This window comes from Pseudomonas sp. GW822-FHT04H02, assembly GCF_058800645.1.
Genome location: NZ_JBXAMM010000006.1, coordinates 393,872 through 418,871 on the forward strand (window position 1 = coordinate 393,872; position 25,000 = coordinate 418,871).

The 25,000-nt window shown below is 64.7% G+C and carries 23 protein-coding genes and 1 pseudogene; 9 read left to right on the forward strand and 15 right to left on the reverse strand.

What is annotated here, in order from left to right; all coding sequences use genetic code 11:
* Positions 1-10 precede the first annotated feature (10 nt).
* Complete coding sequence (gene cpaB, locus AC1RMG_RS26410; protein ID WP_493170591.1) at positions 11-946, reverse strand: Flp pilus assembly protein CpaB; 936 nt, start codon at positions 944-946, stop codon at positions 11-13.
* Positions 947-1,273: 327 nt separating this feature from the next.
* Between cpaB and AC1RMG_RS26415 the strand changes: the two genes are divergently transcribed.
* Both AC1RMG_RS26415 and AC1RMG_RS26420 read left to right on the forward strand, forming a co-directional pair.
* Positions 1,274-1,480: a Flp family type IVb pilin gene (locus tag AC1RMG_RS26415; RefSeq protein WP_065364927.1), complete on the forward strand. Its 207-nt coding sequence runs from the start codon at positions 1,274-1,276 to the stop codon at positions 1,478-1,480.
* Between the two features lie 182 nt (positions 1,481-1,662).
* Positions 1,663-2,073 carry a response regulator gene (locus AC1RMG_RS26420; protein WP_011059069.1) on the forward strand — a complete coding sequence of 137 codons (411 nt, stop codon included), beginning with the start codon at positions 1,663-1,665 and terminating at the stop codon, positions 2,071-2,073.
* 75 nt (positions 2,074-2,148) lie between these two features.
* On the opposite strand, the gene AC1RMG_RS26425 is transcribed toward AC1RMG_RS26420, so the two are convergent.
* Both AC1RMG_RS26425 and AC1RMG_RS26430 read right to left on the reverse strand, forming a co-directional pair.
* Positions 2,149-3,825: a ShlB/FhaC/HecB family hemolysin secretion/activation protein gene (locus tag AC1RMG_RS26425; protein WP_072451982.1), complete on the reverse strand. Its 1,677-nt coding sequence runs from the start codon at positions 3,823-3,825 to the stop codon at positions 2,149-2,151.
* Positions 3,826-4,016: 191 nt separating this feature from the next.
* Complete coding sequence (locus AC1RMG_RS26430) at positions 4,017-5,528, reverse strand: collagen-like triple helix repeat-containing protein (RefSeq protein WP_373939653.1); 1,512 nt, start codon at positions 5,526-5,528, stop codon at positions 4,017-4,019.
* A gap of 416 nt (positions 5,529-5,944) precedes the next feature.
* Between AC1RMG_RS26430 and AC1RMG_RS26435 the strand changes: the two genes are divergently transcribed.
* Complete coding sequence (locus AC1RMG_RS26435) at positions 5,945-6,394, forward strand: DMT family transporter (RefSeq protein WP_011059072.1); 450 nt, start codon at positions 5,945-5,947, stop codon at positions 6,392-6,394.
* 6 nt (positions 6,395-6,400) lie between these two features.
* Here the strand turns inward: AC1RMG_RS26435 and AC1RMG_RS26440 are convergent, their stop codons facing one another.
* Together AC1RMG_RS26440 and AC1RMG_RS26445 are read right to left on the reverse strand one after the other, a co-directional pair.
* Complete coding sequence (locus AC1RMG_RS26440; RefSeq protein ID WP_493170593.1) at positions 6,401-7,255, reverse strand: MaoC family dehydratase; 855 nt, start codon at positions 7,253-7,255, stop codon at positions 6,401-6,403.
* Between the two features lie 2 nt (positions 7,256-7,257).
* The gene (locus AC1RMG_RS26445; protein WP_493170595.1) at positions 7,258-8,610 is read right to left on the reverse strand and encodes a 3-oxoacyl-ACP reductase; all 1,353 of its coding nucleotides are present in this window, start codon (positions 8,608-8,610) and stop codon (positions 7,258-7,260) included.
* A 130-nt stretch (positions 8,611-8,740) separates the two neighbouring features.
* Here AC1RMG_RS26445 and AC1RMG_RS26450 point away from each other — a divergent pair, with 130 nt between their 5' ends.
* On the forward strand, positions 8,741-10,018 hold the full coding sequence (locus tag AC1RMG_RS26450) for an acetyl-CoA C-acetyltransferase (RefSeq protein WP_011059075.1): 1,278 nt from the start codon (positions 8,741-8,743) through the stop codon (positions 10,016-10,018).
* 83 nt (positions 10,019-10,101) lie between these two features.
* On the opposite strand, the gene AC1RMG_RS26455 is transcribed toward AC1RMG_RS26450, so the two are convergent.
* Together AC1RMG_RS26455 and AC1RMG_RS26460 are read right to left on the reverse strand one after the other, a co-directional pair.
* Entirely contained in the window at positions 10,102-10,869 is a 768-nt protein-coding gene (locus tag AC1RMG_RS26455) for a methyl-accepting chemotaxis protein (protein ID WP_370059466.1), read from the reverse strand.
* Between the two features lie 90 nt (positions 10,870-10,959).
* Positions 10,960-12,048, reverse strand: a pseudogene (locus tag AC1RMG_RS26460) (cache domain-containing protein); the annotation flags it as partial.
* 443 nt (positions 12,049-12,491) lie between these two features.
* Here AC1RMG_RS26460 and AC1RMG_RS26465 point away from each other — a divergent pair.
* Positions 12,492-13,388, forward strand: a complete 897-nt coding sequence (locus AC1RMG_RS26465; protein WP_011059077.1) for a PA4780 family RIO1-like protein kinase — start codon at positions 12,492-12,494, stop codon at positions 13,386-13,388.
* Positions 13,389-13,648: 260 nt separating this feature from the next.
* Here AC1RMG_RS26465 and cueR read toward each other — a convergent pair whose 3' ends face one another.
* The 3 genes from cueR to AC1RMG_RS26480 form a co-directional block, all read right to left on the reverse strand.
* Complete coding sequence (cueR, locus tag AC1RMG_RS26470) at positions 13,649-14,053, reverse strand: Cu(I)-responsive transcriptional regulator (protein WP_011059078.1); 405 nt, start codon at positions 14,051-14,053, stop codon at positions 13,649-13,651.
* On the reverse strand, positions 14,050-16,446 hold the full coding sequence (locus tag AC1RMG_RS26475; RefSeq protein WP_493170597.1) for a heavy metal translocating P-type ATPase: 2,397 nt from the start codon (positions 16,444-16,446) through the stop codon (positions 14,050-14,052). Before AC1RMG_RS26475 ends, cueR begins: the two co-directional genes overlap by 4 nt.
* A 149-nt stretch (positions 16,447-16,595) precedes the next feature.
* Entirely contained in the window at positions 16,596-16,979 is a 384-nt protein-coding gene (locus tag AC1RMG_RS26480; RefSeq protein ID WP_011059080.1) for a hypothetical protein, read from the reverse strand.
* A gap of 145 nt (positions 16,980-17,124) precedes the next feature.
* On the opposite strand from AC1RMG_RS26480, the gene AC1RMG_RS26485 reads away from it, so the two are divergent.
* Entirely contained in the window at positions 17,125-17,322 is a 198-nt protein-coding gene (locus tag AC1RMG_RS26485) for a heavy-metal-associated domain-containing protein (protein WP_011059081.1), read from the forward strand.
* 93 nt (positions 17,323-17,415) lie between these two features.
* Positions 17,416-18,612, forward strand: a complete 1,197-nt coding sequence (locus AC1RMG_RS26490; protein ID WP_011059082.1) for a multidrug effflux MFS transporter — start codon at positions 17,416-17,418, stop codon at positions 18,610-18,612.
* 1 nt (position 18,613) lies between these two features.
* Here AC1RMG_RS26490 and AC1RMG_RS26495 read toward each other — a convergent pair whose 3' ends face one another.
* The 3 genes from AC1RMG_RS26495 to AC1RMG_RS26505 form a co-directional block, all read right to left on the reverse strand.
* Positions 18,614-18,790: a hypothetical protein gene (locus AC1RMG_RS26495; RefSeq protein ID WP_015634024.1), complete on the reverse strand. Its 177-nt coding sequence runs from the start codon at positions 18,788-18,790 to the stop codon at positions 18,614-18,616.
* 143 nt (positions 18,791-18,933) lie between these two features.
* Complete coding sequence (locus tag AC1RMG_RS26500; RefSeq protein WP_011059084.1) at positions 18,934-19,947, reverse strand: zinc-binding alcohol dehydrogenase family protein; 1,014 nt, start codon at positions 19,945-19,947, stop codon at positions 18,934-18,936.
* A gap of 34 nt (positions 19,948-19,981) precedes the next feature.
* The gene (locus AC1RMG_RS26505) at positions 19,982-20,275 is read right to left on the reverse strand and encodes a putative quinol monooxygenase (RefSeq protein ID WP_401155905.1); all 294 of its coding nucleotides are present in this window, start codon (positions 20,273-20,275) and stop codon (positions 19,982-19,984) included.
* A 116-nt stretch (positions 20,276-20,391) separates the two neighbouring features.
* On the opposite strand from AC1RMG_RS26505, the gene vimR reads away from it, so the two are divergent.
* Both vimR and AC1RMG_RS26515 read left to right on the forward strand, forming a co-directional pair.
* The gene (gene vimR / locus AC1RMG_RS26510; RefSeq protein WP_015634026.1) at positions 20,392-21,303 is read left to right on the forward strand and encodes a transcription regulator VimR; all 912 of its coding nucleotides are present in this window, start codon (positions 20,392-20,394) and stop codon (positions 21,301-21,303) included.
* Between the two features lie 135 nt (positions 21,304-21,438).
* Entirely contained in the window at positions 21,439-22,815 is a 1,377-nt protein-coding gene (locus AC1RMG_RS26515) for an MFS transporter (protein WP_011059087.1), read from the forward strand.
* A gap of 77 nt (positions 22,816-22,892) precedes the next feature.
* Here the strand turns inward: AC1RMG_RS26515 and AC1RMG_RS26520 are convergent, their stop codons facing one another.
* A complete protein-coding gene (locus AC1RMG_RS26520) occupies positions 22,893-23,846 on the reverse strand; it encodes an adenosine deaminase (protein WP_493170600.1) in 954 nt (317 codons plus the stop codon).
* 180 nt (positions 23,847-24,026) lie between these two features.
* Entirely contained in the window at positions 24,027-24,992 is a 966-nt protein-coding gene (locus AC1RMG_RS26525) for a 2-oxoglutarate and iron-dependent oxygenase domain-containing protein (protein ID WP_125062417.1), read from the reverse strand.
* Positions 24,993-25,000: the final 8 nt, after the last annotated feature.

The window sequence follows — 25,000 nt, forward strand, 5'->3', positions numbered from 1 at the left end:
CCTTGCTCAATCAGGGAGTTTGTTGAGTGACTTGGTTGCCCCGGATCACTTCCACCGCCGACCGTGCGGCGCCACCTTGGGCGGCCGGTGAGCGCGGGGCGCTGCCCAGGGCAAGTTGGGTGAACTGGAACAGGTTGCTGTTGGCGGCATCGAGGTGCTCGCGGGCTTCTTCGTTGCCGGCCCAGTAATGGGCCAGGCGCTGTTCCTCGCTGCTGCGCACGGCCAGGCGCAGCACTCCGACCTGAGTGGCGAGCATCAGCCGGCTCAAGAGCTGTTCGGGGACGGCCAGGACCACCGTGCGCGCATTCAGCCGGCGCTGGTCCTGCTTGAGCTTTTCTTCGTTGCTCAACCCGGGGGAGGCGGGCTGCCCGTCATTGGCCAGGCCCAGCTGTTCGCCCACAGCCAGCACGCGCATGGCGGGCACGGCGATCTGTGCCGACTGCTGCGGGTTGCTGGTGTCCTGGCGCAGGAACAGCACGACATCGACATAGTCCCCCGGGCTCAGTTGCCCGGCGGCGCCGATCACCTCGTCGACCGCGACCGCCAGGGCTCGTTCGTCGCTGTGAATCATCCGCGCCAGTGCGCCGCCGGTACTGAAGCTTTGCTCATTGAGCCAGGTGCCGGCGTTCAACTGCCGCCAGGGCGTACGGCCCACCGCCTGGCTGATGGCGCTGAGGCTGCCGGCTGGCGCGGTACGCAGTTTTTCCAGCGCCAGATCGGCGGCGGCGAGGGGCACGAAGGGCGGCACATCGCGCACCAGCACGACCACCGGTTGGCGGGTCTGGTCTTCTGCGCTGGTGGTGGCTGGTTCGACGACACTGGGCGCCACGGGTTGAACCGGTGGTGCTGGTTCGGGTTTGCGACTGAGTACCAGGCCCCAGTAACCGAAAAACACCGCACCTACCAGAAGAAGTCCGGCCAGACCCATGGTGAGGCGACTGTTCATGAAGGCTCTCCCTTTCCTGCTGCACTACCAGCCCGTGATTCCAAACGAGTTAATTTCGCAATCAGGCAGCTATGAACATGCAACTATTTCGCTATGTGAAGGTAGTTGAGCTAGGACGAAATGCCATTAACTCACCCAAAAATAGCTAACAAAGGGATGAGTCTGTCCACATGGGCAGGTTTTTTGGCGCCTACCTTCCAATTAATACTTACTGACTAATCAGTTCTTACAGTTGCTGGGCCGGTCTTTGTTGACAATGCTCAGGTGGCATCGGGGAATTTGCCCGGTGCTGTTCCAACGGCGCCTTGCGGCGCAAGGAGAGCTAGGATGATTTTTCAATACTTGTTGCTCAGGGCGCGCCAGTTTTTTGACCGCACCGAAGGCGCATCCGCCATCGAGTACGCCATTGTCGTGGCCATGGTGGCCGTTGTGGTCGTGGCGTTCGTCACCCCCCTGGGTGATCGTGTTCTGGCCATTTTCAACAACATCCTGACTAACCTCGGAGGCGCCACCGTCACCCGTCCTACCCCTTGAGCATGGAGGGGCCCAGCTGAGCAGCCGCAGGGCTGTGATCGCCCGACCTTCCAGCCATCCGGGTCTCGTGCAGGCCTGCGGTTTGCTTAACCAAAGGCCTGCCGGTGGTTGGGTTCCGCCCGGCCTGCTGTGCCTTGGCTGCGCTCACCCACTTGCATGAAGTTCACACCAGGGTACCGTCCATGACTTCCCCATCCTCACGTCAGCAACTTCTTCTGGTCGATGACGAAGAGGATGCATTGCTGGAGCTTGCCGAACTGCTCGAAGGCGAGGGTTTCTGCTGCTTCACTGCCACCTCGGTGAAACTTGCCCTGGACCACCTCACCCGGCATCCGGATATCGCCCTGGTAATCACTGACCTGCGCATGCCCGAGGAAAGCGGCCTGTCGCTGATCAAGCGCCTGCGCGAGCACACCGCGCGCCAGCACCTGCCGGTGATCGTCATGTCGGGGCATGCCGACATGGATGACGTCAGCGACCTGCTGCGGCTGCAGGTCCTGGATCTGTTTCGCAAGCCGATCTACCACGTGCGCCTGCTGGAAACCCTCAACAATCTGTTTCCCGAACCCCGGCTGCATATCGTTGGCCCCTGACCCGAGGGTTGGCCGGTGCTGTCCTGGCGGCAAAAAAAAGACCCGCTCGAAAGCGGGTCTCAGTCATCCGGATGCTCAAAGTTGATAGCTGAAGCTCAAGGTATAGCGTGGCTTGCGGTTGTAGGTGTCGAGGGCTTCATCGGACATTGGCTTGGCCGCTTCCAGGGCGATGTTGTAGTGCTTGGCATCACCGAAACGCAAACCGACCGCGGCGGATGACAGGCTGCTGCCCCTGACCGGCAGCTGGTTGAACCAGGTCTTGGAGCGGTCCAGCACCACATAGGGCTGCAGCACACGCACCCAGGGCCCCTCGCGGTTGAAACTGTAGTTCACTTCGTAGGCCACGCCCCAGCCCTTGTCCCCGGTCGCCTGGTCATCGGGATAGCCGCGAGCGAAGTTCTGCCCGCCAAAGGACGCCCGCTCGCTGTCGGGCAGGTTGTCGTTGCTCCAGTACCAGGCGGCGGAAAGCACGCCTTGCCAATTGTCCAGGAAACGATCGCTCTGCACCCCGGCCAGGCGCAGGCGGAAGAAATCCAGATCATAGAGGCTGTTGTTGGTCTCGGCGCCCATGCTGTCCAGGCCCCGATACAGGCCGGCGCTGAGAATCCGCAGTTGGCGCGGATCGGACTTGCTCCAGTCCGCCTCAAGCGCCAGGGCGCGGATGTCGGTTTTTTCTTCCAGGGTCAGCGGGCTGTTGCTGACCCGGTAACGGGTCTTGTCATTTACCGCATACAGGCGTGTGCCGGCGGTGAGCATTTCATTGGGTGAGGCGATGAAAGGGTGGCTGACGCCGATGGAAAAGCGGTCGTTCTCCCGATGGGGCTCCAGCTCGATCCCGTTGTCCAGCTGCACGTTGCTCCGTGGGTCGGCGCGGTAGCGGGCGCCATAGAGGCTCAGTTGCGTGCCTTCCGAACCCAGCAACTGGCTGTAGTCCAGGCGGTAGTAGTGTTCCTTGTCGTGGCCCGGCGGGAACAGCCCGCTGAGGCTGAGCTGTTCGCCCCAGGCGGTCTGCGAGTTGCTGGTGATGCCCACCAGGGCCTGCAGGCCGTTGCGGTTGTCGTCGGTGCTGTTGAGGGTGGTGGCGATGGCCTTGCGGCTGGCCACGGCCACCAGTTGGGTTGCGCCGTCGGTAGTGCCCGGTGGCGGCACTACCGCCTGCAGGGTGACCCCGGGAACCTTGCTCATCAGTGTGGTGTAGCGTTCGAAGGTCTTGCGGGTCAGCGGGCGCTCGGCCTTGAGCTTGCTCACCAGTTTGTCCAGGTAAGCAGATACCGGGCCTATATCGCCCTGCAGCTGGTAGTCCCGAATGTAGCCTTCCACCAGCACCACCCGCAGCACGCCCTGGTCGAAGTTCTGCTGTGGCATGAAGGCGTAGGACAGCAGGTAGCCGTCGTTCTGATAGCGCCGGGTGATGTTGCGCGTGGCCTCGATCAATTGGCCGAAGCTGGCCTCGTGGCCGATCAGCGGCTGGTAGATCGCTGCCAGTTCTTCCAGGGGGTAGACCGTGCCGCCCTCGATCTGCACCTGGCGCACCGTGACCTTGGTGCCCATCATCAGCGGCTGCTGGCCTTGCGGCGCAGTGGGCTGCTCGGGCAGTTGCAGTTGCGGGGTAGCCGGGCGGTAGGCATCCACCGGCAGGTTGGGTTGGGGCAGGTTGTTGATGCTGTCATTGCTGTTGAGAAAGCGCGGAAGGGAGTCGGCGTAAACGGAGGTACAGCATCCAACTAACAACAAACTGGCCAACGTGCGCATAGGACACTCCATGGTCGAGCCGCAGCGGTGTAGAAAGTTCCTGGCTCCAGTTGCCGCTCGGGTCTTGGCCACGATCTGGCTCTGGATGCTTGTCTCTGGATAAACAAAAAGGCGAGAGACTCGTGGGAATCTCTCGCCCTCAACCAAGCGTAGGCGCTGTAGGTGAGGCCGTCGAATCGGCCAGGTGCAAATTATTTCTTGTTGCCGCCCAGGGCGCCGGTCAGGCCGCCGAGCACGCCACCCAGGCCGCCATTGAGGCCCGCACCGGCAGAGGCACTGCCACTGGCGCTGGCGCCAAGGCCACCGAGCAAGCCGCCACTGGGTGCTGTGCCGCCGTTGACCAGGCCACCGACCGAAGCCACGGTGTTGCCCAGCGCACCGAGGGTGCCACCCAGAGCGCCGCCCACCTGATTGCCGCCGGTGCTGCCGGCGATACCGCTGCCTACGTTGCTGACCGCGCCGCCGACCTGGCTCAGCAGGCCGCTGACCGGGCCGCCGAGGCCGCTGGCTGCGCCCACTTGCTGGGTCAGCCCGGTGACCGAACTGGTAACTGGATTCAATGCCGAGCCCAGGTTCACGCCAACACTGGCCAGTGGTGCGGTGACGACCAGGTTGGGTGTGCCGCTACCGCCCAGGGCACCGCCGACCGAGGCGATCAGGTTCCCGGCTGCAGCCCCGGTGGTGCCGCCGGCACTGACGGTGCCGTTGGTGTTGCCGGTATTGAGGCCGTTGCCCAGGTTGGCCACGGCGCCGCCGACCACTTCCAGCAGCCCGGTGCCGCCAAGGCCAGTACCGCCACCTGTGCCGCTACCACTGCCACTGCCACCGGCGGATTTGTCGACGTAGCCGCCAGCGGTGCCCACTGCGTTGCTGGCGTTGCTCAGGGCGTTGCCCAGCAGGTCGGTCACCGGATTGCCGTTGCCGGCGTCAGTCACTTTATCGCCGGTGTCATCGACGGCATCGGCGACGCCTTTGAGCAGGCCCTTGACTGGTGCCCCGAGGCCCGTGGCGCTGCCGACCTTGCCGGTCACGCCTTCTGCCAGGCTGACCACCGGCACCAGTACCTTGTCGCCCACACCATCGGTCAGGGTGCCCAGGGGGCCGCTGCTGGTGACGGTGCTCAGGGTATTGCCCAACATGGTGACCCGGGTACCGACGCCGCCAAGAACCGGTGCAACTTTGGTCACCACGCCGCCGACCACCGGAACGCTCTGGGTGGTGGTGGCCAGTTTGCCGCTGAGGTCGGTGACCCCGGTGCCCACATCGCCGACCACATTGCCGACGGTGGCAGTGGTCTTGCTCAGTGCCTTGGGATCGGTGCCCAGTTTGCCCAGGCCGTTGGTCAGGCCTTCGCCTACGGTATCCACCACATTGCCGGTGGTGTTGACAGCGCTTTGTACCACGCCGCCGACCAGGGGCACGGCAGCCAGGGAGTTGCCCAGATCACTCACGCCATTGCCGACGCCGCTGACGGTGGTGCCCAGGTCGGATACCAGGGAGCTGGTGGTCAGGGTCGAAGTGGTACCACCTGTGCCTCCGTCGGTACCGCCACCAGTGCCGCCACCGCCACCGCCACTGGCACTGGCTGGCGAACTGCTGCCACCACTTTTATGACCGCCACCGCCGCCGCTGCAGCCTGCCAGGCTGAGGGTCAGGATCATGGTTATTGCCGTTAACGCTTTCCATCCGAATTGAGTTTTCATGTCTGGTATTCCTTGCACCTGTTACAACGTTCGTTGTTTTCGATAGCTCTCCAGTTCTTGCGCTGGAGATACCTTCGTCCGTTGTCTACATAAAAGGCGCAGGGAACAAATTGAACAATTATGAACTTGGTATTAATGACTTATTTTGTTCGGCTTATTGATTTACAAGTAGCTAGTCTCAAAGTATTGGTTGGTGTTCCTAGTGTGTGGTGAATTGTTTTAAAACAATGATTTGATGTTTTTCAGTGTCCTCGAAAAGTGCTCGTTAAACTAAAGTTATATATACACAATTAATAGGCTGTTTTTGTGCGGAACTCGCGGTACTTGCACTTTTTCGCTGGCGTTTAATGGCTGGCAGGGGGATGGGATGGTGGCCTGGTTTATACTGCGCCGCCCAAAACTCTCTGGAGCTCAATATGCTGACGCCCGTCTGGTGGCTGCTGTGCCTGCCGTTTGTTGCCGGAGCCTTTCTCGCCCTGCAAGCCGGAATCAACGGTCAACTGGCCAAGCAGGTCGGCGGGGTGCTGGCTGCGGCCCTGATCTCTTTTTTCGTCGGCACCGCGGCGCTGCTGGTGCTGGTGGTGCTGCAGCGCGAAATGCCGACCCTGGGTGCCCTCAAGGGCCTGACCTGGTGGCATTGGTGCGGCGGCCTGCTGGGGGCGTTCTTCATTACCACGGCCGCCTTTGCCGGGCCGCGGGTCGGCGCCCTGCTGTTCATGTCGCTGGTGCTGGCCGGCCAGTTGAGCATGGCTCTGGCGCTGGACCACTTTGGCTGGGTAGGGTTTCGGGAAGCGCCGGTCAGCCTCGGCAAGATTGCCGGATTGCTGCTGATCGTCGTCGGGGTGGTGCTGATCCGCCGGGGCTGAGGCCCCTCAGGCGATGGGCTGCCAGTTGCCCAGCATATGCTGCAACTCGCCGCTGCCCAGCAACTGCAGTTCTCCGCTTGAACCCCCGGCACTGGCCAGCAGGCGTACTTCGCCGGGCAGCAGCACGGGCTTCATGAACTGCACCGTCACTTCGATGTTCGCTGCTGGCAGATGCTCGCTCAGGGCTGCCAGGGTGCGCGCCTTGTTCCATAGGCCATGGGCGATGGCCTGGGGAAAGCCGAACAGCCGGGCGCTCCAGGCGCTCAGGTGGATCGGGTTGTAGTCGCCGGAAACCCTGGCGTAGCGCCGGCCGATATCGCGCTCGGCGCGCCAGCAGGCGACTTCGCCGAGGTTGTCGGCGTTGGGCAAGTGTTGGCTGGGAGGTTCTCCCGCCAACTTGACTCCGCGGCAGAGCATGCGGCTTTGCGCTTCCCAGAGGGGGCCCAGCAAATCGTCCACTGTGGTCACCAGGTCGAATGTTGCGCCTTTGGCGTGGGGTTGCAGGTGGCACACCTGGACCCCGATTCGAACGCTGCTGACATTGCCCATGGGGCGCAACACACGAATCCTGTTGCCCAGGTGAATCAGCCCCAGTAGCGGAAATGGAAAGTCCCGGGCAGTGAGCAGCTGCATCTGCAAGGGAAACGCCAGTACATGGGGGTAGGTCGCGGGCAGCAGGCCGTTATCGGCAAAGCCGCAGACCTTGCGGTAGCCCGCCAGTTGCCCGGGGGCCAGGCTGATCCAGCAGCGCAGGCCGTATTCGGGTAACTGCGTGCCGTTGATCCGTCGGCGCATTGCCGCTTTGAGAAACAGCGGCGGCAGGGACGCGGGCAGGTTCAGTTCGTGCCAGTGTGCAGTCATTTTCAGGCCCCCAAGAGACTTTGTCCGCAGACCCGCAGGGCCTGCCCGCTGACGGCGCCGCTGCCCGGCTGGCCGAGCCAGGCCACCGCTTCGGCAACGTCCTGGGGCAGGCCGCCCTGGCCCAGGGAACTCATGCGCCTTCCAGCTTCGCGCAGGGCGAAGGGCACCTTGGCGGTCATCTGGGTCTCGATGAAGCCCGGCGCCACGGCATTGATGCTGATATCCCGGGCGTGCAGCAGCGGCGCCCAGGCCTGGGCCAGGCCAATCAGCCCGGCCTTGCTGACGGCGTAGTTGGTTTGCCCGCGGTTGCCGGCGATGCCGCTGATGGAGGCCAGCAGGATCACCCGGCCATGGTCGTGCAGGCGTGCGCTGTCCAGCAGGGCCTGGGTCAGCACCTGGGGCGCATTGAGGTTCACCGCCAGCACCGCGTCCCAGTATTCCGGGGTCATGTTGGCCAGGGTCTTGTCCCGGGTGATGCCGGCGTTGTGCACCAGGATGTCGATGCCCTCCGGCAGTTGCTCGATCAACTGTGCCGGAGCGTCTTCGGCGCAGATATCCAGGCAGATGGCGCGGCCGCCGAGACGGGCCGCCAGGGCTTCCAGATCGGCCTTGGCCTGGGGCACGTCCAGCAGCAGGACCTGGGCACCGTCCCGGGCCAGGGTTTCGGCGATGGCCGCACCAATGCCGCGGGCGGCGCCGGTGACCAGGGCCTTGCGCCCGGCCAGCGGGCGGCTCCAGTCCTGGACCTGGGTCGCGCAGGGCTGCAAGCGGATCACCTGCCCGGAAACGTAGGCGCTCTTGGGCGAGAGAAAGAAGCGCAAGGCGCCTTCCAGCTGTTCTTCCGCTCCGGCTGCCACGTACAGCAATTGCAGGGTAGCGCCGTTGCGCAGTTCCTTGGCCAGGGAGCGGCTGAAGCCTTCCAGGGCGCGCTGGGCGCTGGCGGCGAAGGGCTCGTCAAGGGTTTCCGGGGCACGCCCGAGGATGACCAGGTGGGCGCTGGGCTCGAGGTTTCTCAGCAGTGGCTGGAAGAATTCCCGCAATTGCTTGAGCTGGTCTGTGTGCAGCAGCTCGCTGGCGTCGAACACCACGGCCTTGAGCCGGGGCCCGTGGCCGGGAATCCAGGGGGTGGCCAGGGACGGGTCGGCGCCATAGCTGTAGATGCCATCGGTCAGGCGCGGCGCCAGGGCGGCCACCTGCTGTGCCAGCGCGCCGCCGCCGAGCAACAGCGCACCTTCGATAGGCCGCAGGCGACCGGCTTGCCAGCGCTCCAGGCGTACCGGCGACGGCAAGCCAAGAGCCCCGACCAGGCGCTGGCCGATGGACGAGTTGGCGAAGTCGATATAACGGTCAGACATGGAACGCACTCCGAAGGTTGGGGTTCAAAGTGTGGACCATGAATGGCCCTGGGTCGTTCGATCGGCCAGATCCCTCCTACGCTGGAGGAGGTACCCACCGCAGTCGCACTCACAGAATAGGGAGCTTTCCATGACACAGCTGCGTCGCGTCGCGATTATCGGCGGCAACCGCATCCCCTTCGCCCGTTCCAACGGCCCCTATGCCACCGCCAGCAACCAGGCGATGCTCACCGCCGCCCTGGAGGGCCTGATCGAGCGCTACAACCTGCACGGCCTGCGCCTTGGCGAGGTGGCCGCCGGTGCCGTGCTCAAGCATTCCCGGGACTTCAACCTGACCCGCGAATGCGTCCTCGGCTCGCGGCTTTCGCCCACCACCCCGGCCTACGATATCCAGCAGGCCTGCGGCACGGGCCTGGAAGCGGCGCTGCTGGTGGCCAACAAGATCGCCCTGGGGCAGATCGACTGCGGCATCGCCGGCGGGGTGGATACCACTTCGGATGCGCCGATCGGGGTCAACGAAGGCCTGCGCAAGATCCTGTTGCAGGCCAACCGCGCCAAGAGCACCGGCGACAAGCTCAAGACCCTGCTGCAACTGCGGCCCCATCACCTCAAGCCGGAACTGCCGCGCAATGGCGAGCCGCGCACCGGCTTGTCCATGGGCGAGCACTGCGAGCAGATGGCCAAGACCTGGAACATTGCCCGCGCCGATCAGGATCAACTGGCCCTGGAAAGCCATCAGAAAATGGCCGCCGCCTACGCCGAAGGCTGGCAGGACGACCTGATCACTCCCTTCCTCGGCCTGACCCGGGACAACAACCTGCGCCCGGACCTGACCCTGGAAAAGCTCGCCAGCCTCAAGCCGGCCTTCGACCGTAGCGCCAGCGGCACGCTGACGGCGGGCAACTCCACGCCCCTGACCGATGGTGCCTCGCTGGTGCTGTTGGGCAGTGAAGCGTGGGCCAGGGAGCGGGGCCTGCCGGTTCTTGCCTACCTGCGCGACGGCGAGGCCGCGGCGGTGGATTTCGTCAACGGCGCCGAGGGGCTGCTGATGGCCCCGGTATACGCCGTGCCGCGCTTGCTGGCGCGCAATGGCCTGAGCCTTCAGGACTTCGACTACTACGAGATCCACGAAGCCTTCGCCGCCCAGGTGCTGTGCACCCTCAAGGCCTGGGAAGACCCCGAGTACTGCAAGGCCAGGCTGGGCCTGGAGGCACCTCTGGGCAGCATCGATCGCGCCCGGCTCAACGTCAAAGGCAGTTCCCTGGCGGCAGGGCACCCGTTTGCCGCCACCGGCGGGCGCATCGTCGCCAACCTGGCGAAGCTGCTGAGTGTGGCGGGGCAGGGGCGCGGGCTGATTTCCATCTGTGCCGCGGGCGGCCAGGGTGTGACGGCGATCATCGAGCGCTGAGGTTCGTGGCCTTCCCCGGCACGCAGGCTCCTACACAGAAATGCCGCCCATCCGTAGGAGCCGGCTTGCCGGCGAAAGCGTCTTCAGGTCTTGAAGCGCCGTACCAGGGCGTCCAGCTCATTGGACAGCCCCGCCAGGCTCTGGGAGTCCAGGCGCGCCGAGTTCGCCAGTTCCGCCACCAGTTGCGCATCGCCATGGATCTGGCTGATGTGCCGGTTGATGTCTTCCGCCACCTGATGCTGCTCTTCGGCGGCGGTGGCGATCTGGGTGTTCATGTCGCGGATCACGTCCACCGATTCGCGGATCTGCCCGAAGCTGTTGCGCGCCAGGCCGATGCGGTTCACCGACTGCTGGGACACTTCCAGGCTGGCGTGCATCTGCTGGGTCACGGCGCTGGTGCGTTTGGCCAGGTTGCCCAGCAGCCCGTCGATCTCGGCAGTGGAGTCGGCGGTACGCTTGGCCAGGGCCCGCACCTCGTCGGCCACCACGGCAAAACCGCGACCCTGCTCCCCGGCCCGGGCGGCCTCGATGGCCGCGTTCAGCGCCAGCAGGTTGGTCTGTTCGGCGATCGAGCGGATGGTGCCGAGGATCGACTGGATGTCGGTGCTGTCGCGTTCCAGTTGCTGCATCGACTGCGCCGACTGTTCGATCTCCTGGCTCAGGCGATCGACGCTGTGCACCGCGTCATCGATCTGCTGCTGGCCTTCCCGGGCCTGGCGCTGGCCACTGTCCGCCGACTCGGCGGCCTGGCTGCAGGAGCGGGCCACTTCGTTGGCGGTGGCGACCATTTCGTGGAAGGCGGTGGACACCATGTCCACCGCTTCGCGCTGGCGCCCGGCGGCTTCGGCCATGTCGCTGGAGACCTGGGTCGAACTGTGGGAAGTGGCGAGGATCTTCTGCGCGGCCTGGCCGATGCTCTGGATCAGGTTGCGGATTGCTGCCAGGAACTGGTTGAACCAGTTGGCCAACTGCGCGGTTTCGTCGCTGCCACGGATATTCAGGCTGCGGGTCAGATCGCCTTCGCCTTGGGCAATGCCTTCCAGGCCACTGGCCACGCCGCGGATCGGCCGCACGATGAGGCTGGCGAAACTCGCCCCGAGCACTGCGAACAGCACCGCCAGGATCGCGGCAATACCGGCGATGATCCAGGTCAGCTGGGTGGCCGCGCCCATGACTTCGTTCTGCTTGATCAGGCCGATGAAGGTCCAGCCCAGTTGCTCCGAAGGCCAGACGTTGGCCATGTAATGCTCGCCGCCCAGTTCCACCTGCACCAGGCCCTTGCCGGCCTTGGCCAGTTGCGCGTAACCCTCGCCGAGGCTGCCCAGGGCCTTGAAGTTGTGCTCCGGCTGCTTGGGGTCCACCAGCACCGTGCCGTTGTTTTCCATCAGCATCAGGTAGCCCGATTCGCCCAGCTTGATCTGTTTGACGATCTCGGTGAGCTGCTTGAGCGACACGTCGACTGCGACCACGCCGCCCTGGGGGCCCAACTGGTTGGCCAGCGAGCGCACGGTGCTGACCAGCACCGCATCGTCGCTGGCCCAGTAATAGGCCTCGGTGCGCAGGGTCTTGCCCGGGTTGGCCTGGGCGGTCTTGTACCAGGGGCGTACGCGGGGGTCGTAGTTGGCCAGCTTCAGGTCGGCGGGCCAGGAGACGTATCCGCCGTTGCTCACGCCATAGGACACATAGGAATAGGCAGGATGGCTGGCGGCCATGGCGGCGAACAGCTCGAAGATTCGTTTGTCCTGCTCGCCTTCCGGGGCCTTCGCGGCATCGGCGCTCATCCAGGTCTTGAGGTTGTCGCCGGCCTGGGTGATCAAGGGTTGAGCGGCCAGGTAATCGATGTTCTGGCTGATGCCTTCGAAGAACAGCTGCATGGCGTTGGCCACTTGGCGGATCTCGCGGCCGCTGCCGTCGACGAAGGTGTTTTCGGCCTCGCTGCGCAGGTTGATCACCACCAGCGTGGCTACCAGCACCACGGGCAGGCTGGCGATGACGGCAAAGGCCCAGGTCAATTTCTGTTTGATGTTCATCCGCGCTCCAGTTTTTTGTAAGACCACGAAGTGCAGGCGACTCGCGGATTTATCGGCAGCTTGAAAGATGACGCTGATTGCATCCCTGGGGTGAAGTCGAGCCCGCGGCGATCGAACCTTGGCCGGTGGCTGACGTCTTTATTGGATTGTCGGACAAACTCCCTGTCTCTCTGAGGGCTTCGGCTGGCGCCGGGCAATATTGAGCCGCAGGCAGAAAAAAACTTCCGCGGGCAGGCCCGCGAAGGGGCTGGCCTGAGTGCCACTGATGGACGGTTGCGGACGCCGTCTCGGCTATGATCCTTGACGGCGTCGATGGATTGATCTGGCACATTGAGTGCATTGCTGTCGCTCGGTGGTCGGCAGCCCTTTCCCGTCGTGGGAGGATTGCCGTATAACGAGTGACTTTCGCGTGTTTGGTAACAAGGGACCCACAATAAAAGCTGATGAAGACTCCAAAACGCATTGAACCGCTGATCGAAGACGGTCTGGTAGACGAGGTGCTGCGCCCACTCATGAGTGGTAAAGAGGCAGCTGTGTATGTGGTGCGCTGCGGCAACGAGCTACGTTGCGCCAAGGTCTACAAGGAGGCGAACAAACGCAGTTTCCGTCAGGCGGCGGAGTATCAGGAGGGGCGCAAGGTTCGTAACAGCCGTCAGGCGCGGGCCATGGCCAAGGGCTCGAAGTTCGGGCGCAAGGAAACCGAGGACGCCTGGCAGAACGCCGAAGTGGCGGCGTTGTTCCGTCTGGCCAATGCCGGGGTGCGGGTGCCCAAGCCGTTCGACTTCCTCGAAGGTGTGCTGTTGATGGAGTTGGTGGCCGACGAGTACGGCGATGCGGCGCCGCGGCTCAACGATGTGGTGCTGGAACCGGACCAGGCCCGTGAATATCACGCCTTCCTGATTTCCCAGATCGTGCTGATGTTGTGTACCGGCCTGGTGCACGGTGACCTTTCCGAGTTCAACGTGCTGCTGACCCCGGATGGCCCGGTGATCATCGACCTGCCCCAGGCGGTGGATGCTGCCGGCAACAACCATGCCTTCAGCATGCTGGAGCGTGACGTCGGCAACATGGCGTCCTATTTCGGGCGTTTTGCCCCGGAACTCAAGGGCACTCGGTATGCCAAGGAAATGTGGGCCCTGTACGAGGCTGGCACCTTGCATCCGGGCAGCGTGCTGACCGGCGAGTTCGACGACCCCGAAGAACTGGCGGATGTCGGCAGCGTGATCCGCGAGATCGAAGCGGCGCGCCTGGACGAGGAGCGTCGCCAGGCAGTACGCGCGGCGGATGATGCGCCGCCGGGCAAATCCGAAGAACCACCGCCTCCGCCCTGGATGCAGTGATGCCATAAAAAAATCCGGCCTTGGCCGGATTTTTCATTCCCGCAAACTACCCGGCCCCTGGGCCCCTGGGCCCCTGGGCCCCTTGCACCTTGCACCTTGCATCTTGTAGCCGCTGCCGAAGGCTGCGCACGGCCCGAAGGGACGCAGGGATCTTGAGGGTGCCGAGGTCTGGCGGGAGATCGCCAAGCAAGGTCCTGCGGGCCTTTTCGCAGCCTCGTCCAGGGCTCGGCAGCGGCTACATGGGCCGGCAGGTCACAGACTCAGGATCCGCAGCAACTGCCCGAGGCCAGTTCCTTGAGGATCGGGCAGTCCGGGCGGTGGTCGCCCTGGCAGTGCTCCACCAGGTCCTGCAGGGTGTCGCGTAGCCCTGCCAGCTCGCGGATCTTCTGGTTCAACTCGTCGATATGCTGGCGGGCCAGGGCCTTCACATCGGCGCTGGCCCGCTGCCGGTCCTGCCACAGGGTCAGCAGCTTGCCCACCTCTTCCAGGGAAAACCCCAGGTCCCGGGAGCGCTTGATGAAGGCCAGGCTGTGCAGGTCGTCATCGCCATACAGGCGATAGCCGCTGTCACTGCGATGGGCGGGCTTGAGCAGGCCGATGGACTCGTAGTAACGGATCATCTTGGCGCTCAGGCCGCTCTTTCGGGCTGCTTGGCCGATGTTCATTCGGCGTTCTCCAGGTCTTTGGGTTTCCAGGTTTTCAACAGTAGCGCATTGCTGACCACGCTGACGCTGGACAGCGCCATGGCCGCCCCGGCGAGCACCGGGTTGAGCAGGCCGAAGGCCGCCAGCGGGATGCCGACCAGGTTGTAGACGAAGGCCCAGAACAGATTCTGGCGAATCTTCGCGTAGGTTTTGCGGCTGATTTCCAGGGCCGCCGGGATCAACCGTGGATCGCCGCGCATCAGGGTGATGCCGGCCGCATGCATGGCCACGTCGGTGCCGCCGCCCATGGCGATGCCGATGTCCGCCGCCGCGAGGGCCGGGGCGTCGTTGATACCATCCCCGACCATGGCCACCACGCCGGTCTTTTTCAGCTCGGCCACCGTGGCCGCCTTGTCCGCCGGCAGCACTTCGGCGTGCACGTCGGTGATGCCCAGGGCGTCGGCCACCACCTTGGCGCTGCCGCGGTTGTCGCCGGTCAGCAAATGGCTGCTGATATGCCGTGCATTGAGTTGCTGCACCGCCTGCAGCGCGCCGGGCTTGAGGGTGTCGCCAAAGGCGAACAGGCCCAGCACCCGGGATTGCGGGCTCTGCTCGATCAGCCAGGACAGGGTCCGGCCTTCGTGTTCCCAGTCCCTGGCCGCCTGGGCCAGGTCGCCGGGGTTGAGGCCGCTTTCTTCCAGCAGGCGGCGGTTGCCCAGGGCCAGTTGGCGGCCCTCCAGGGTGCCGGCGATGCCTCGCCCGGTGAGGGACTGGCTGGCGCTGACGTCAGCCACCGGCAGTTGGCGTTCCTGGCACAGGTCCAGCACGGCCTTGGCCAGAGGGTGCTCACTGCCGCGCTGCAGGGCACCGGCCAGTTGCAGCACGCTGTTTTCATCGCCTTCCACCGCCTGCATATGGGCGATGCGCGGGGTGCCGGAGGTCAGGGTGCCGGTCTTGTCGAAAACCACCGAACTGACTTCGTGGGCCCGCTCCAGGGCTTCGGCATCCTTGATCAGGATGCCGTGGCGGGCCGCCACGCCGGTGCCGGCCATGATCGCCGTGGGTGTGGCCAGCCCCAGGGCGCAAGGGCAGGCGATCACCAGCACCGCCACGGCGTTGATCACCGCGGTTTCCAGCGGTGCGCCGTACAGCCACCAGCCCACCAGCGTGATCAGCGCCAGCACCAGGACAGTGGGCACGAACACCTGGCTGACTTTATCCACCAGTTTCTGGATCGGTGCCTTGCCGGCCTGGGCGTCTTCCACCAGGCGAATGATCCGCGCCAGCACGGTTTCCGCCCCCAGGGCCAGGGTGCGCACCAGCAGCCGGCCTTCGCCGTTGATGGCGCCACCGGTGACCTTGTCGCCGGGTTGCTTGGGCACGGGCAGGCTCTCGCCGCTGATCAGCGCTTCATCGGCATGGCTCTGGCCTTCGATGACTTCGCCGTCCACCGGAAAGCGCTCGCCGGGCTTGACCAGCACCAGGTCACCCAGGCGCAAGGCGCTGATCGCGACTTCCTGTTCGCGGCCGTCGATAACCTGGATCGCCCGTTCCGGACGCAGGGCCTCCAGGGCGCGGATGGCACTGGCGGTCTGGCGCTTGGCGCGGCTTTCCAGGTATTTGCCCAGCAGCACCAGGGCGATTACCACCGCCGAGGCCTCGAAGTACAGGTGCGGCATGCTGCCCGCGGCGGCGGTGGCCCATTCGTACAGGCTCAGGCCATAGCCGGCGCTGGTGCCCAGGGCCACCAGCAGGTCCATGTTGCCGCTGCCGGCGCGCACGGCCTTCCAGGCCGCGACATAAAAGCGTGCACCGAAGATGAACTGCACCGGGGTGGCCAGGGCGAACTGGGCCCAGGCCGGAAGCATCCAGTGCAGGCCGAACGGCTGCACCAGCATCGGCAGCACCAGGGGCAGGGCCAGGAGGATGGCCAGCACCAGGCTCCAGCGCTCGCGTCGCAGGTTCTGCTGTTGCTCGTCGCCCTGTTTCTGCTCGGCCTGCCACAGGCTGGCGGAGTAGCCGGCCTGGGTCACGGCATTGACCAGTAGCGTCGGGTCGACCTGGCCCAGCAGTTCGACATGGGCACGTTCGGTGGCCAGGTTGACGCTGGCGCTGCGGACGCCGGGGAGTTTGTTCAAGGCGCGTTCGACTCGCCCGGCGCAGGTGGCGCAGGTCATGCCGCCGATGCTCAGTTCGACGGCTTGCACCGGCACGCTGTAGCCGGCGTTTTCCACGGCTTCCAGCAGGGCCGGCAGGCTGTCTTGCGGTGCTTCGACCCGAGCCTGTTCCGTGGCCAGGTTGACGCTGACCGTGCGAATGCCGGCGACCTTGCCCAGGGCACGCTCTACGCGCCCGGCGCAACTGGCGCAGGTCATGCCGGCAATCGGCAGGTCGAAAGTGGTTGATTCAGGCATGGCGACGCTCCCTGTGAATGTTGCCTACAGGATCAACCTTGCCACGCAGGCAAGGTCAAGGGGGCATTGCACGGGTGCTTCATTTTGTCCCAGGGGCGGCTCGCAGTGCGCGAACAACAGGCCCCGGGAGCTCGGCAGGGGGCGGGGTGTCAGTATTCCAGGGCGGCGGGCTTGAGGTACATGCCCGAGGCGTTCATGGCGATGCGGAACTTCAGCACATCGCCAGCCCGCAGGCTGATGTCCTGGGAACTCGGGGCAAGCAGCCCGGCATTGCAGCCCGGGGCCTGGCCTGGCAGCAGTTTCAGGCGCAGGGAAACCTTGCCCGGCGGCAGGTTGAACGAGGCGCTCTGTTCCTGGAACAGCCGGCCGGCGAGCTGGTCCTGGATGTACAGGCCGATCTCGCAGGACGTGGCGACTTCCAGCCGCTCCCTGGAAATGATCAGCACGCCGTAGTCCTCTCCGGCGGCCAGCGCCGATGGGGTTGCCGCGAACAGGCCCAGGAGGCCGACGAGGCTGAAAGTTGACCAGCGCATGGCTGAATCTCCCGCTGTGATGTCGTAAGACGTGCAGCTTGGCCGAGCGCGCCGCCGATTTCCAGCCCGGCAGATCAATCCGGAACTTGACCTTGTCACGGTGGCAAGGACAAGACTTGCTCCAACCCAATACAGGAGAAGCGCAATGCAAGTATTCAACGTTCAAGGCATGTCCTGCGGTCACTGTGTGCGTGCCATCACCCAGGCGCTGCAAAGCAAGGACCCGGCGGCCACCGTGCGGGTGGATCTGGCGGCCAAGGAAGTCGGGGTCGAGAGCCGCCTGTCCAGCGATGAGGTGATCAGCCTGATCAGCGAGGAAGGCTACGCGGTCAAGGTTGCCTGAGCCTTTTTATATAGTTAGCGACCTATCGGAATGTTCAAGGCGTCCAAGCGCGGCTAGACTGTGCGACCGCTGACCAACGCTCGTTTGGATGCCATGAACCTCCGCACAATCCTGATTCTCGGCGCTCTGAGCGCTTTCGGCCCGCTGGCCATCGACTTCTACCTGCCGGCCTTCCCCTCGATGGCCCTGGCTTTCGGCACCGATGAAAAACACGTTCAGCTGACCCTGGCCGCCTACTTCCTCGGCCTGTCCATCGGCCAGCTGGCCTATGGCCCGGTGGCCGATCGTTTTGGCCGGCGCCTGCCGCTGCTGGCGGGGGTGGGCCTGTTCACGCTGGCCTCCCTGGCCTGCGCCTATGCGCCGAACCTGGAATGGCTGATCGGCGCACGCTTTGTCCAGGCCCTGGGCGGATGCGCCGGGATGGTGATTTCCCGGGCCGTGGTCAGCGACAAGTGCGATGCGGTGGGTTCGGCCAAGGTCTTCTCCCAACTGATGCTGGTGATGGGCCTGGCCCCGATCCTGGCGCCAATGCTGGGCGGCCTGCTGGTCAACCTCTACGGCTGGCAGTCGATCTTCATCATGCTCACGGTGTTCAGTGCACTGTCCGGCCTGGCAGTGGCCCTGGGCCTGCCGGAAAGCATGCCGGCCACCCGCCCGCGCCTGCCTCTGTCCGGGGCGCTGCGCCAGTATGGCCTGCTGCTGTCGGACCGGGTATTTCTCGGCCACGCCTTGACCGGCGGGATCGCCATTGCCGGGATGTTTTCCTACATTGCCGGTTCGCCCTTTGTCTTCATCAAACTCTACGGCGTGCCAGCGGAGCACTTCGGCTGGTTCTTCGGGATCAATGCCGGGGGCTTCATCCTGGTGGCGCAGATCAATGCGCGCCTGCTGGCCAAGCGTGGCCCGGCGTTCCTGCTGGCGCGCACCGTGTGGATCTACCTGGCAGCGGGCCTGACCCTGCTCGGCGTCAGCGCCTTGCACACCAGTGCGCTCTGGCCGCTGCTGCTGCCGCTGTTCGTGTGTATCGCCAGCCTGGGCTGCATCATTCCCAATGCCGCAGCCTGCGCCATGAATGGTCAGGGCGCACGGGCCGGCAGCGCCTCGGCGATGCTCGGTTGCCTGCAATTCAGCGTGGCGGCAGGGGCGGCGTACCTGGTGGGTGTGCTGCATGACGGCAGCGCCATGCCGATGGCCATGGTCATCAGCCTGTGTGGTGTGTTGGCGGTGAGCATGGCGGTCATGACCCGGCGCTTGCAGAATGCCCGGGCGCTGAAGGCTGCCGAGCTCTGAGTCAGCCGGTGGCGCGCTGGCTCTGGGGAATCGGGTGGGGGGCTTGCAGGCGGCTTTGCAGGGTCTGGGTGAAGGCCCGGGCTTCGGCCTCGCTGCGGAACGTCACCACATGCTGGTCGAGCCGCACCTGCCATTGAGAGCCCTGGGGGTGTGCCAATTCTTTTATCAGGATCTTCATTGCTGACCTCCTAACGGTAAAAGACTGCGCTGCAAGGGCCCCCAGTGTAGACCCGAATACGGTCACAAATATGACCGGAATCAACTCTCGGACTGACGGCAGCCAGCACCTTTTACCGGTGCCGGCTGCCGTTCGTTAACGCCTCAGAAACCTTCGAGGACGATCTTGCCGCGAGCCTTGCCGCTCTCCAGCAGGGCGTGGGCGCGGCGCAGGTTGGCTGCGTTGATCTGGCCGAAGTGCTCACCCACCGTGGTCTTCAAGGTGCCGGCGTCAATCAGTTCGGCGACCCGGTTGAGCAGCACGTGCTGCTCTTGCATGTCGGCGGTTTCGAACAGCGAACGGGTGTACATGAACTCCCAGTGCAACGACAGGCTCTTGCGCTTGAGCTTGGTCACGTCGAGGCTTTTCGGATCGTCGATCAGCGCCAGCTTGCCCTGGGGTGCCAGGGCTTCCACCAGTTGGTCGAGGTGGGCATCGGTCTGGGTCAGGCTGGCGACGTGGGTCACCTGGCCTGCGCCAATGCGCTGGAGTTCGGCGCTCAGTGGCTGGCTGTGGTCCACCACCGCATGGGCGCCCAGCTCGCGGACCCAGGCCTGGGTCTGTTCGCGGGAGGCACTGCCGATCACCTTGAGGCCGGTGAGCTGACGGGCCAGTTGGGTGAGGATCGAACCGACCCCGCCGGCAGCGCCGACGATCAGCAGGCTCTGGCCTTTGTCAGCCGGCTCCTGGCTGATCTGCAGGCGTTCGAACAGCAGCTCCCAGGCGGTGATCGCGGTCAGCGGCAGGGCGGCGGCCGCGGCGAAGTCCAGGCTCTTGGGCATGTGGCCGACGATCCGTTCATCCACAGTGTGCAGCTCACTGTTACCGCCGGCCCGGGCGATGGAGCCGGCGTAGAACACCCGGTCACCGACCTTGAACAGGCTGACGTCGCTGCCCACGGCCTTGACCACCCCGGCCACGTCCCAGCCCAGCACCTTGGCCGCGCCACCTTCGGGCTGGACGTTCTGGCGCACCTTGGTGTCCACCGGGTTGACCGAGATGGCCCTGACTTCCACCAGCAGATCGCGAGGGCCGGCCACGGGCTCGGGCAGCTCGATGTCTTGCAGGGACTTGGGATCGTCGATGGGCAGGGAAGCGTAATAAGCGATGGCTTTCATGTTGAGTTCCTGATGATGAGTAGGGAAAAAAGGCTCAGACAATCAACTGCAGGCGCTTGAGCTCGAAGTGCTCGATCGCCTCGCGGGTCTGATGGAGGAAATGCCGGAAGTGCGCGGTGTTGTTGTGAAACTCCAGGGCTGCTTCATCGTCCCAGCGCTCCATCACGTAGAAGGTGCCCGGTTGCTCGGCATCCTGGTGCAGCTCGTAGTACTGGCAACCGCTTTCCTCGCGGCTGGGCGAGACCAGGGCGCTGAGCTCGCGCTTGAGAACGTCTTGCTGCTGGGGCTTGGCGATCAGGGTGGCAATCGCGGTGAAGGCTTGGGACATGTGGGCTTCCTCAGGTGTTGGGCGATGGAAGGGATGATTGGCTATTTCTCCCGAGGATAAAACCGGCTAAAAGAGCAGGCTCTTTCAATATTTTTTTGATAATCCAGGAAGACCTCATGCTGCGATTCGATGACCTGCAGTTGTTCGTGCGTGCCGCAGACCTGGGCAGCCTGTCGGCGGCGGCCCGGGTCATGGACCTGTCGCCTGCGGTGGCCAGCGCTGCCCTCAAGCGCATCGAGGAACACCTGGGCGCACGCCTGCTGGCCCGTTCCACCCGCAGCCTGCGGCTCACCGCCGAGGGCGAGGGCTTTCTCGAATACGCCCGGGCGGCCTTGAGCAACCTGGATGAAGGCCGGCGCCTGCTGGCCAGCGGTCAGGATCAGGTCAGTGGCGTGTTGCAGCTTTCTGCCCCTTCGGATTTTGGCCGCAATCTGCTGTTGCCCTGGCTCGACGAGTTCCAGCGTGAACATCCCAAGCTCAGCGTGCGCCTGCTGCTGGGGGACCGGATTGCCGACCTGTTCCGCCAGCCGGTGGACATTGCCCTGCGTTACGGCGAACCGGAGGACTCCAGCCTGGTGGCGCTGCCAGTGGCTCCGGACAACCGCCGGGTGCTGTGCGCCGCCCCCAGTTATCTGGCCCGCTACGGCGAGCCGCGCCAGTTGGAGCAACTGGCCCAGCACAACTGCCTGTTGTACATGCTCGACAGCCGGGCTCATGACCTCTGGAGCTTTCATGACGGCAAGCGCGAGGTGAGCCTCACCGTCAGTGGTGACCGCCTGAGCGACGACGCCGATGTGGTGCGGCGCTGGGCCGTGGCCGGTGAGGGGATTGCCTACAAGTCCTGGCTGGATGTGGCCGCCGATGTGCTGGCCGGCCGCCTGCAGATACTGCTGCCGGAACTGCGCTGCGAAGGCGCGTCGCTGAACCTGCTGTGCACCCACCGGGCGCACCTGAGCAAACCGGTGAAACTACTGCGTGACCTGCTCCAGGAGCGTTGCGCGCAGATCAGCGCGCAACGCCCGCGATAGGAGCCGGCTTGCCGGCGAGCCTGGGCACCGTGCCCTCGGCGTCGCTGGTGGACGCGAACAGGTCGCCCTCGGCAATCAGCCCCAGCCTCGATCCCGCACACTCGGGCGGTCAAGCATTCAACCGGGGGAACGGGCATGGGCATACAGGAATACAGCGCCGCAGAGCGCCTGGAACGGCTACCCATCAGCGGCTATCACCGGGTGATCTTCATCATCATCGCCCTGGCGTTTTTCTTCGACTCCATGGACCTGGCGATGATGACTTTCCTCCTCGGCTCGATCAAAACCGAGTTTGGCCTGAGTTCGGCCCAGGCCGGCCTGCTGGCCAGCTCCAGTTTCTTCGGCATGGTGCTGGGCGCCTCGCTGTCGGGCATGCTTGCCGACCGCTATGGGCGCAAGCCGGTGTTCCAGTGGAGCATCGTGCTCTGGGGCGTGGCCAGTTACCTGTGTTCCACCGCCCAGAGCGTGGACAGCCTGACCCTGTTCCGGGTGCTGCTGGGGATCGGCATGGGCATGGAGTTTCCCATCGCCCAGTCGATGCTCTCGGAGATGATTCCGGCCCAGCGTCGCGGGCGCTACATCGCCCTGATGGACGGCTTCTGGCCCCTGGGTTTCGTCGCCGCGGGGGTGCTCTCGTATTTCCTCCTGCCGCTGATCGGCTGGCGTGACATCTTCCTGGTGCTGGCAGTACCGGCGGTGTTCGTGCTGGTGATCCGCTTCTTCATTCCCGAGTCACCGCGCTGGCTGGAACAGGCCGGGCGCCACGCCGATGCGGATCGGGTGCTGTGTGGCATCGAAGACAAGGTGCGCGCTTCCCTGGGCACGGCGCAATTGCCGGAGCCGCTGCACCTGCCGCGTATCGACAGTGCGCCGGGGCACTTTTTCTCGGCACTGAAGCAGATCTGGTCGCCGCTCTATCGCCAGCGCACGATGATGATCTGGAGCCTGTGGTTCTTCGCCCTGCTGGGCTTTTACGGGCTGACGTCCTGGCTCAGCGCCTTGCTCCAGCAGTCCGGTTTTGCGGTGACCCAGTCGGTGTACTACACGGTGCTGATTTCCCTGGGCGGGATTCCCGGGTTCCTCATGGCGGCCTGGCTGGTGGAGCGCTGGGGGCGCAAGCCGGTGTGCATCGTGACCTTGCTCGGCGGCGGGGTCATGGCCTTCTTCTACGGGCAGAGTGCGGTCTTTGGCGGCAACGTCAGCCTGCTGATCGGCACCGGGCTGCTGATGCAGTTTTTCCTGTTCGGCATGTGGGCGGTGCTCTACACCTATACCCCCGAGTTGTACCCGACATCGGCCCGGGCCACGGGCTCGGGGTTCGCTTCGGCGGTGGGGCGCATCGGTTCGCTGTTGGGGCCGCTGGTGACCGGGCTGGTGTTTCCGTTGACCGGGCAGGGCGGCGTATTCGCCCTGGGGGCGGCGTGCTTCGTGATTGCCGCGGGGGTGGTCTGGCTGTTCGGGATGGAAACCCGGGGCAAGACCCTGGAGGAGTTGAGCGAGGCGGGGAGCTGATAGAGACGGGGGGACCTGTTCGCCGGCCAGCCGGCTCCTACAGGTTCGTGTAGGAGCCGGCTGGCCGGCGAAGGCCGTTACGGCTTGACCAGCCGTGCATCCAGGCTGTTCTGCGCCAGGCGCCGGGCCTGGTCCTGGGTCATGCCCAGGTCGGTGTGCAGGGCGTGGAAGTTCTCGGTGACGTAGCCGCCGAAGTAGGCCGGGTCATCGGAGTTGACCGTGACCTTCACCCCGCGCTCCAGCATTTGCAGGATGTTGTGCTGGGACATGTGGTCGAACACGCAGAGCTTGGTGTTGGACAGCGGGCACACAGTCAGCGGGATCTGCTCGTCGATGATCCGCTGCATCAGCCGCTCGTCTTCGAAGGCACGTACACCGTGGTCGATGCGCTGGATCTTCAACAGGTCCAGGGCTTCCCAGATGTACTCCGGCGGGCCTTCTTCACCGGCGTGGGCGACGGTCAGGAAGCCTTCGCTGCGCGCGCGGTCGAATACCCGCTGGAACTTGCTCGGCGGGTGGCCCATTTCCGAACTGTCCAGGCCCACGGCGACGAATGCATCGCGAAACGGCAGCGCCTGGTCGAGGGTCTTCTGCGCCTCTTCTTCGCTCAAGTGGCGCAGGAAACTGAGGATCAGGCCGCTGGTGATGCCCAGTTGCTGCTCGCCATCTTTGAGTGCGCTGGCGATGCCGTTGAGCACCACTTCGAACGGCACGCCACGGTCGGTGTGGGTCTGCGGGTCGAAGAAGGGTTCGGTGTGGATCACGTTCTGTTCTTTGCAGCGCAGCAGGTAGGCCCAGGTCAGGTCGTAGAAGTCCTGGGAGGTGCGCAGCACGTCGGCGCCCTGGTAGTACAGGTCGAGGAATTCCTGCAGGTTGTTGAAGGCGTAGGCCTCGCGCAGGGTCTCGACGTCGCTCCAGGGCAGGGCGATCTTGTTGCGTTCGGCCAGGGCGAACAGCAGTTCCGGTTCCAGGGAACCTTCCAGGTGCAGGTGCAACTCGGCCTTGGGCAAGGCGTTCAGCCAGTCATACATGGTGTCGTCTCATCAGGTGCAGGCGGGCGCTGCGAGAGTGATGCGCTGCCGAGGCCGTGCCCTTCTGTGGGGAACTGGCTGTGGCTTGCGGCTTTCGCCAGGTTTTCACCGGGCCCGAAAAAGCCGCCATTCTACATCTGGCGGCGCAAATGTTCGGCAAAACCTGACCGGGGGGGGCGGTCAGGCCTGCTCCAGCTCCCGGCGGTAGGCGTAGGTATCGGCAAAGCGCGACAGGAGAAATTCGGCGCAGGTGGTCACCGGGTACTTGGCCGGGTGCTCCGCGTCCTGGCAACCGGGCAGGCATTCGATGCGGGTGTCCGGGTGCGGCTCGGCGAAGAACGGCATCGAGTAGCGGTCCACCCCCAGCGGGCTGATGACCCGGTGCGGGGTCGACAGGTAACGGTCGTTGCTCCAGCGCGCCATCATGTCGCCGAGGTTGACCACGAAGCTGCCGTCGATGGGCGGGGCGTCGATCCACTGGCCCTTGACGTTGCGCACCTGCAAGCCGCCAGCGGCGTCCTGGTAGAGCAGGGTGATGCAGCCGTAGTCGGTGTGGGCGCCGGCGCCTTGCTGCTCTGCGCTGCTGGCGGTGTGGCGCGGCGGATAGTGGATCATCCGCAGCACGCTCACCGGGTCCTGGAAGCGGCGGTCGAAGAAATCACGTTCGATGCCCAGGGCCAGGGTCATGGCCCGCAGCAGGGTCTGGGCCAGGGCCTGCATGTCCTGGTAGTGCTGCTCCATCAGGGCTTGCCAGCCGGGCAGGTCAGGGTGGCGGTTGGGCCCGCGCAGGGGTTTTTCCGCCAGCACGTCCGGGTGCTCGGCCGGCAGGTGCAGGCCCATGTCGAAGGTTTCCTTGAGGTCGCTGGGCTTGCTTGGGTCCAGCTGCTCGGTGGCGATGGCGCCGTAGCCGCGATGGTGACGGCTCTGGGTGATATCGATCTTGAGTTTTTCAACACTGGGCAGGGCGAAGAAGTGCTTGGCCGTGCTCAGCAATTGCTCGATGCGTTGTGCGCTGATCGGGTGACCCTTGATGTAGAAGAAGCCCCATTCGCGACAGGCGCGGTCGATCTGCTTGGCGACACTGTCCCAGCCTTGCTGCTCATCCTGATACAGCGGGCTGATATCGATGATCGGCAGTTGATTCATGAAAATGC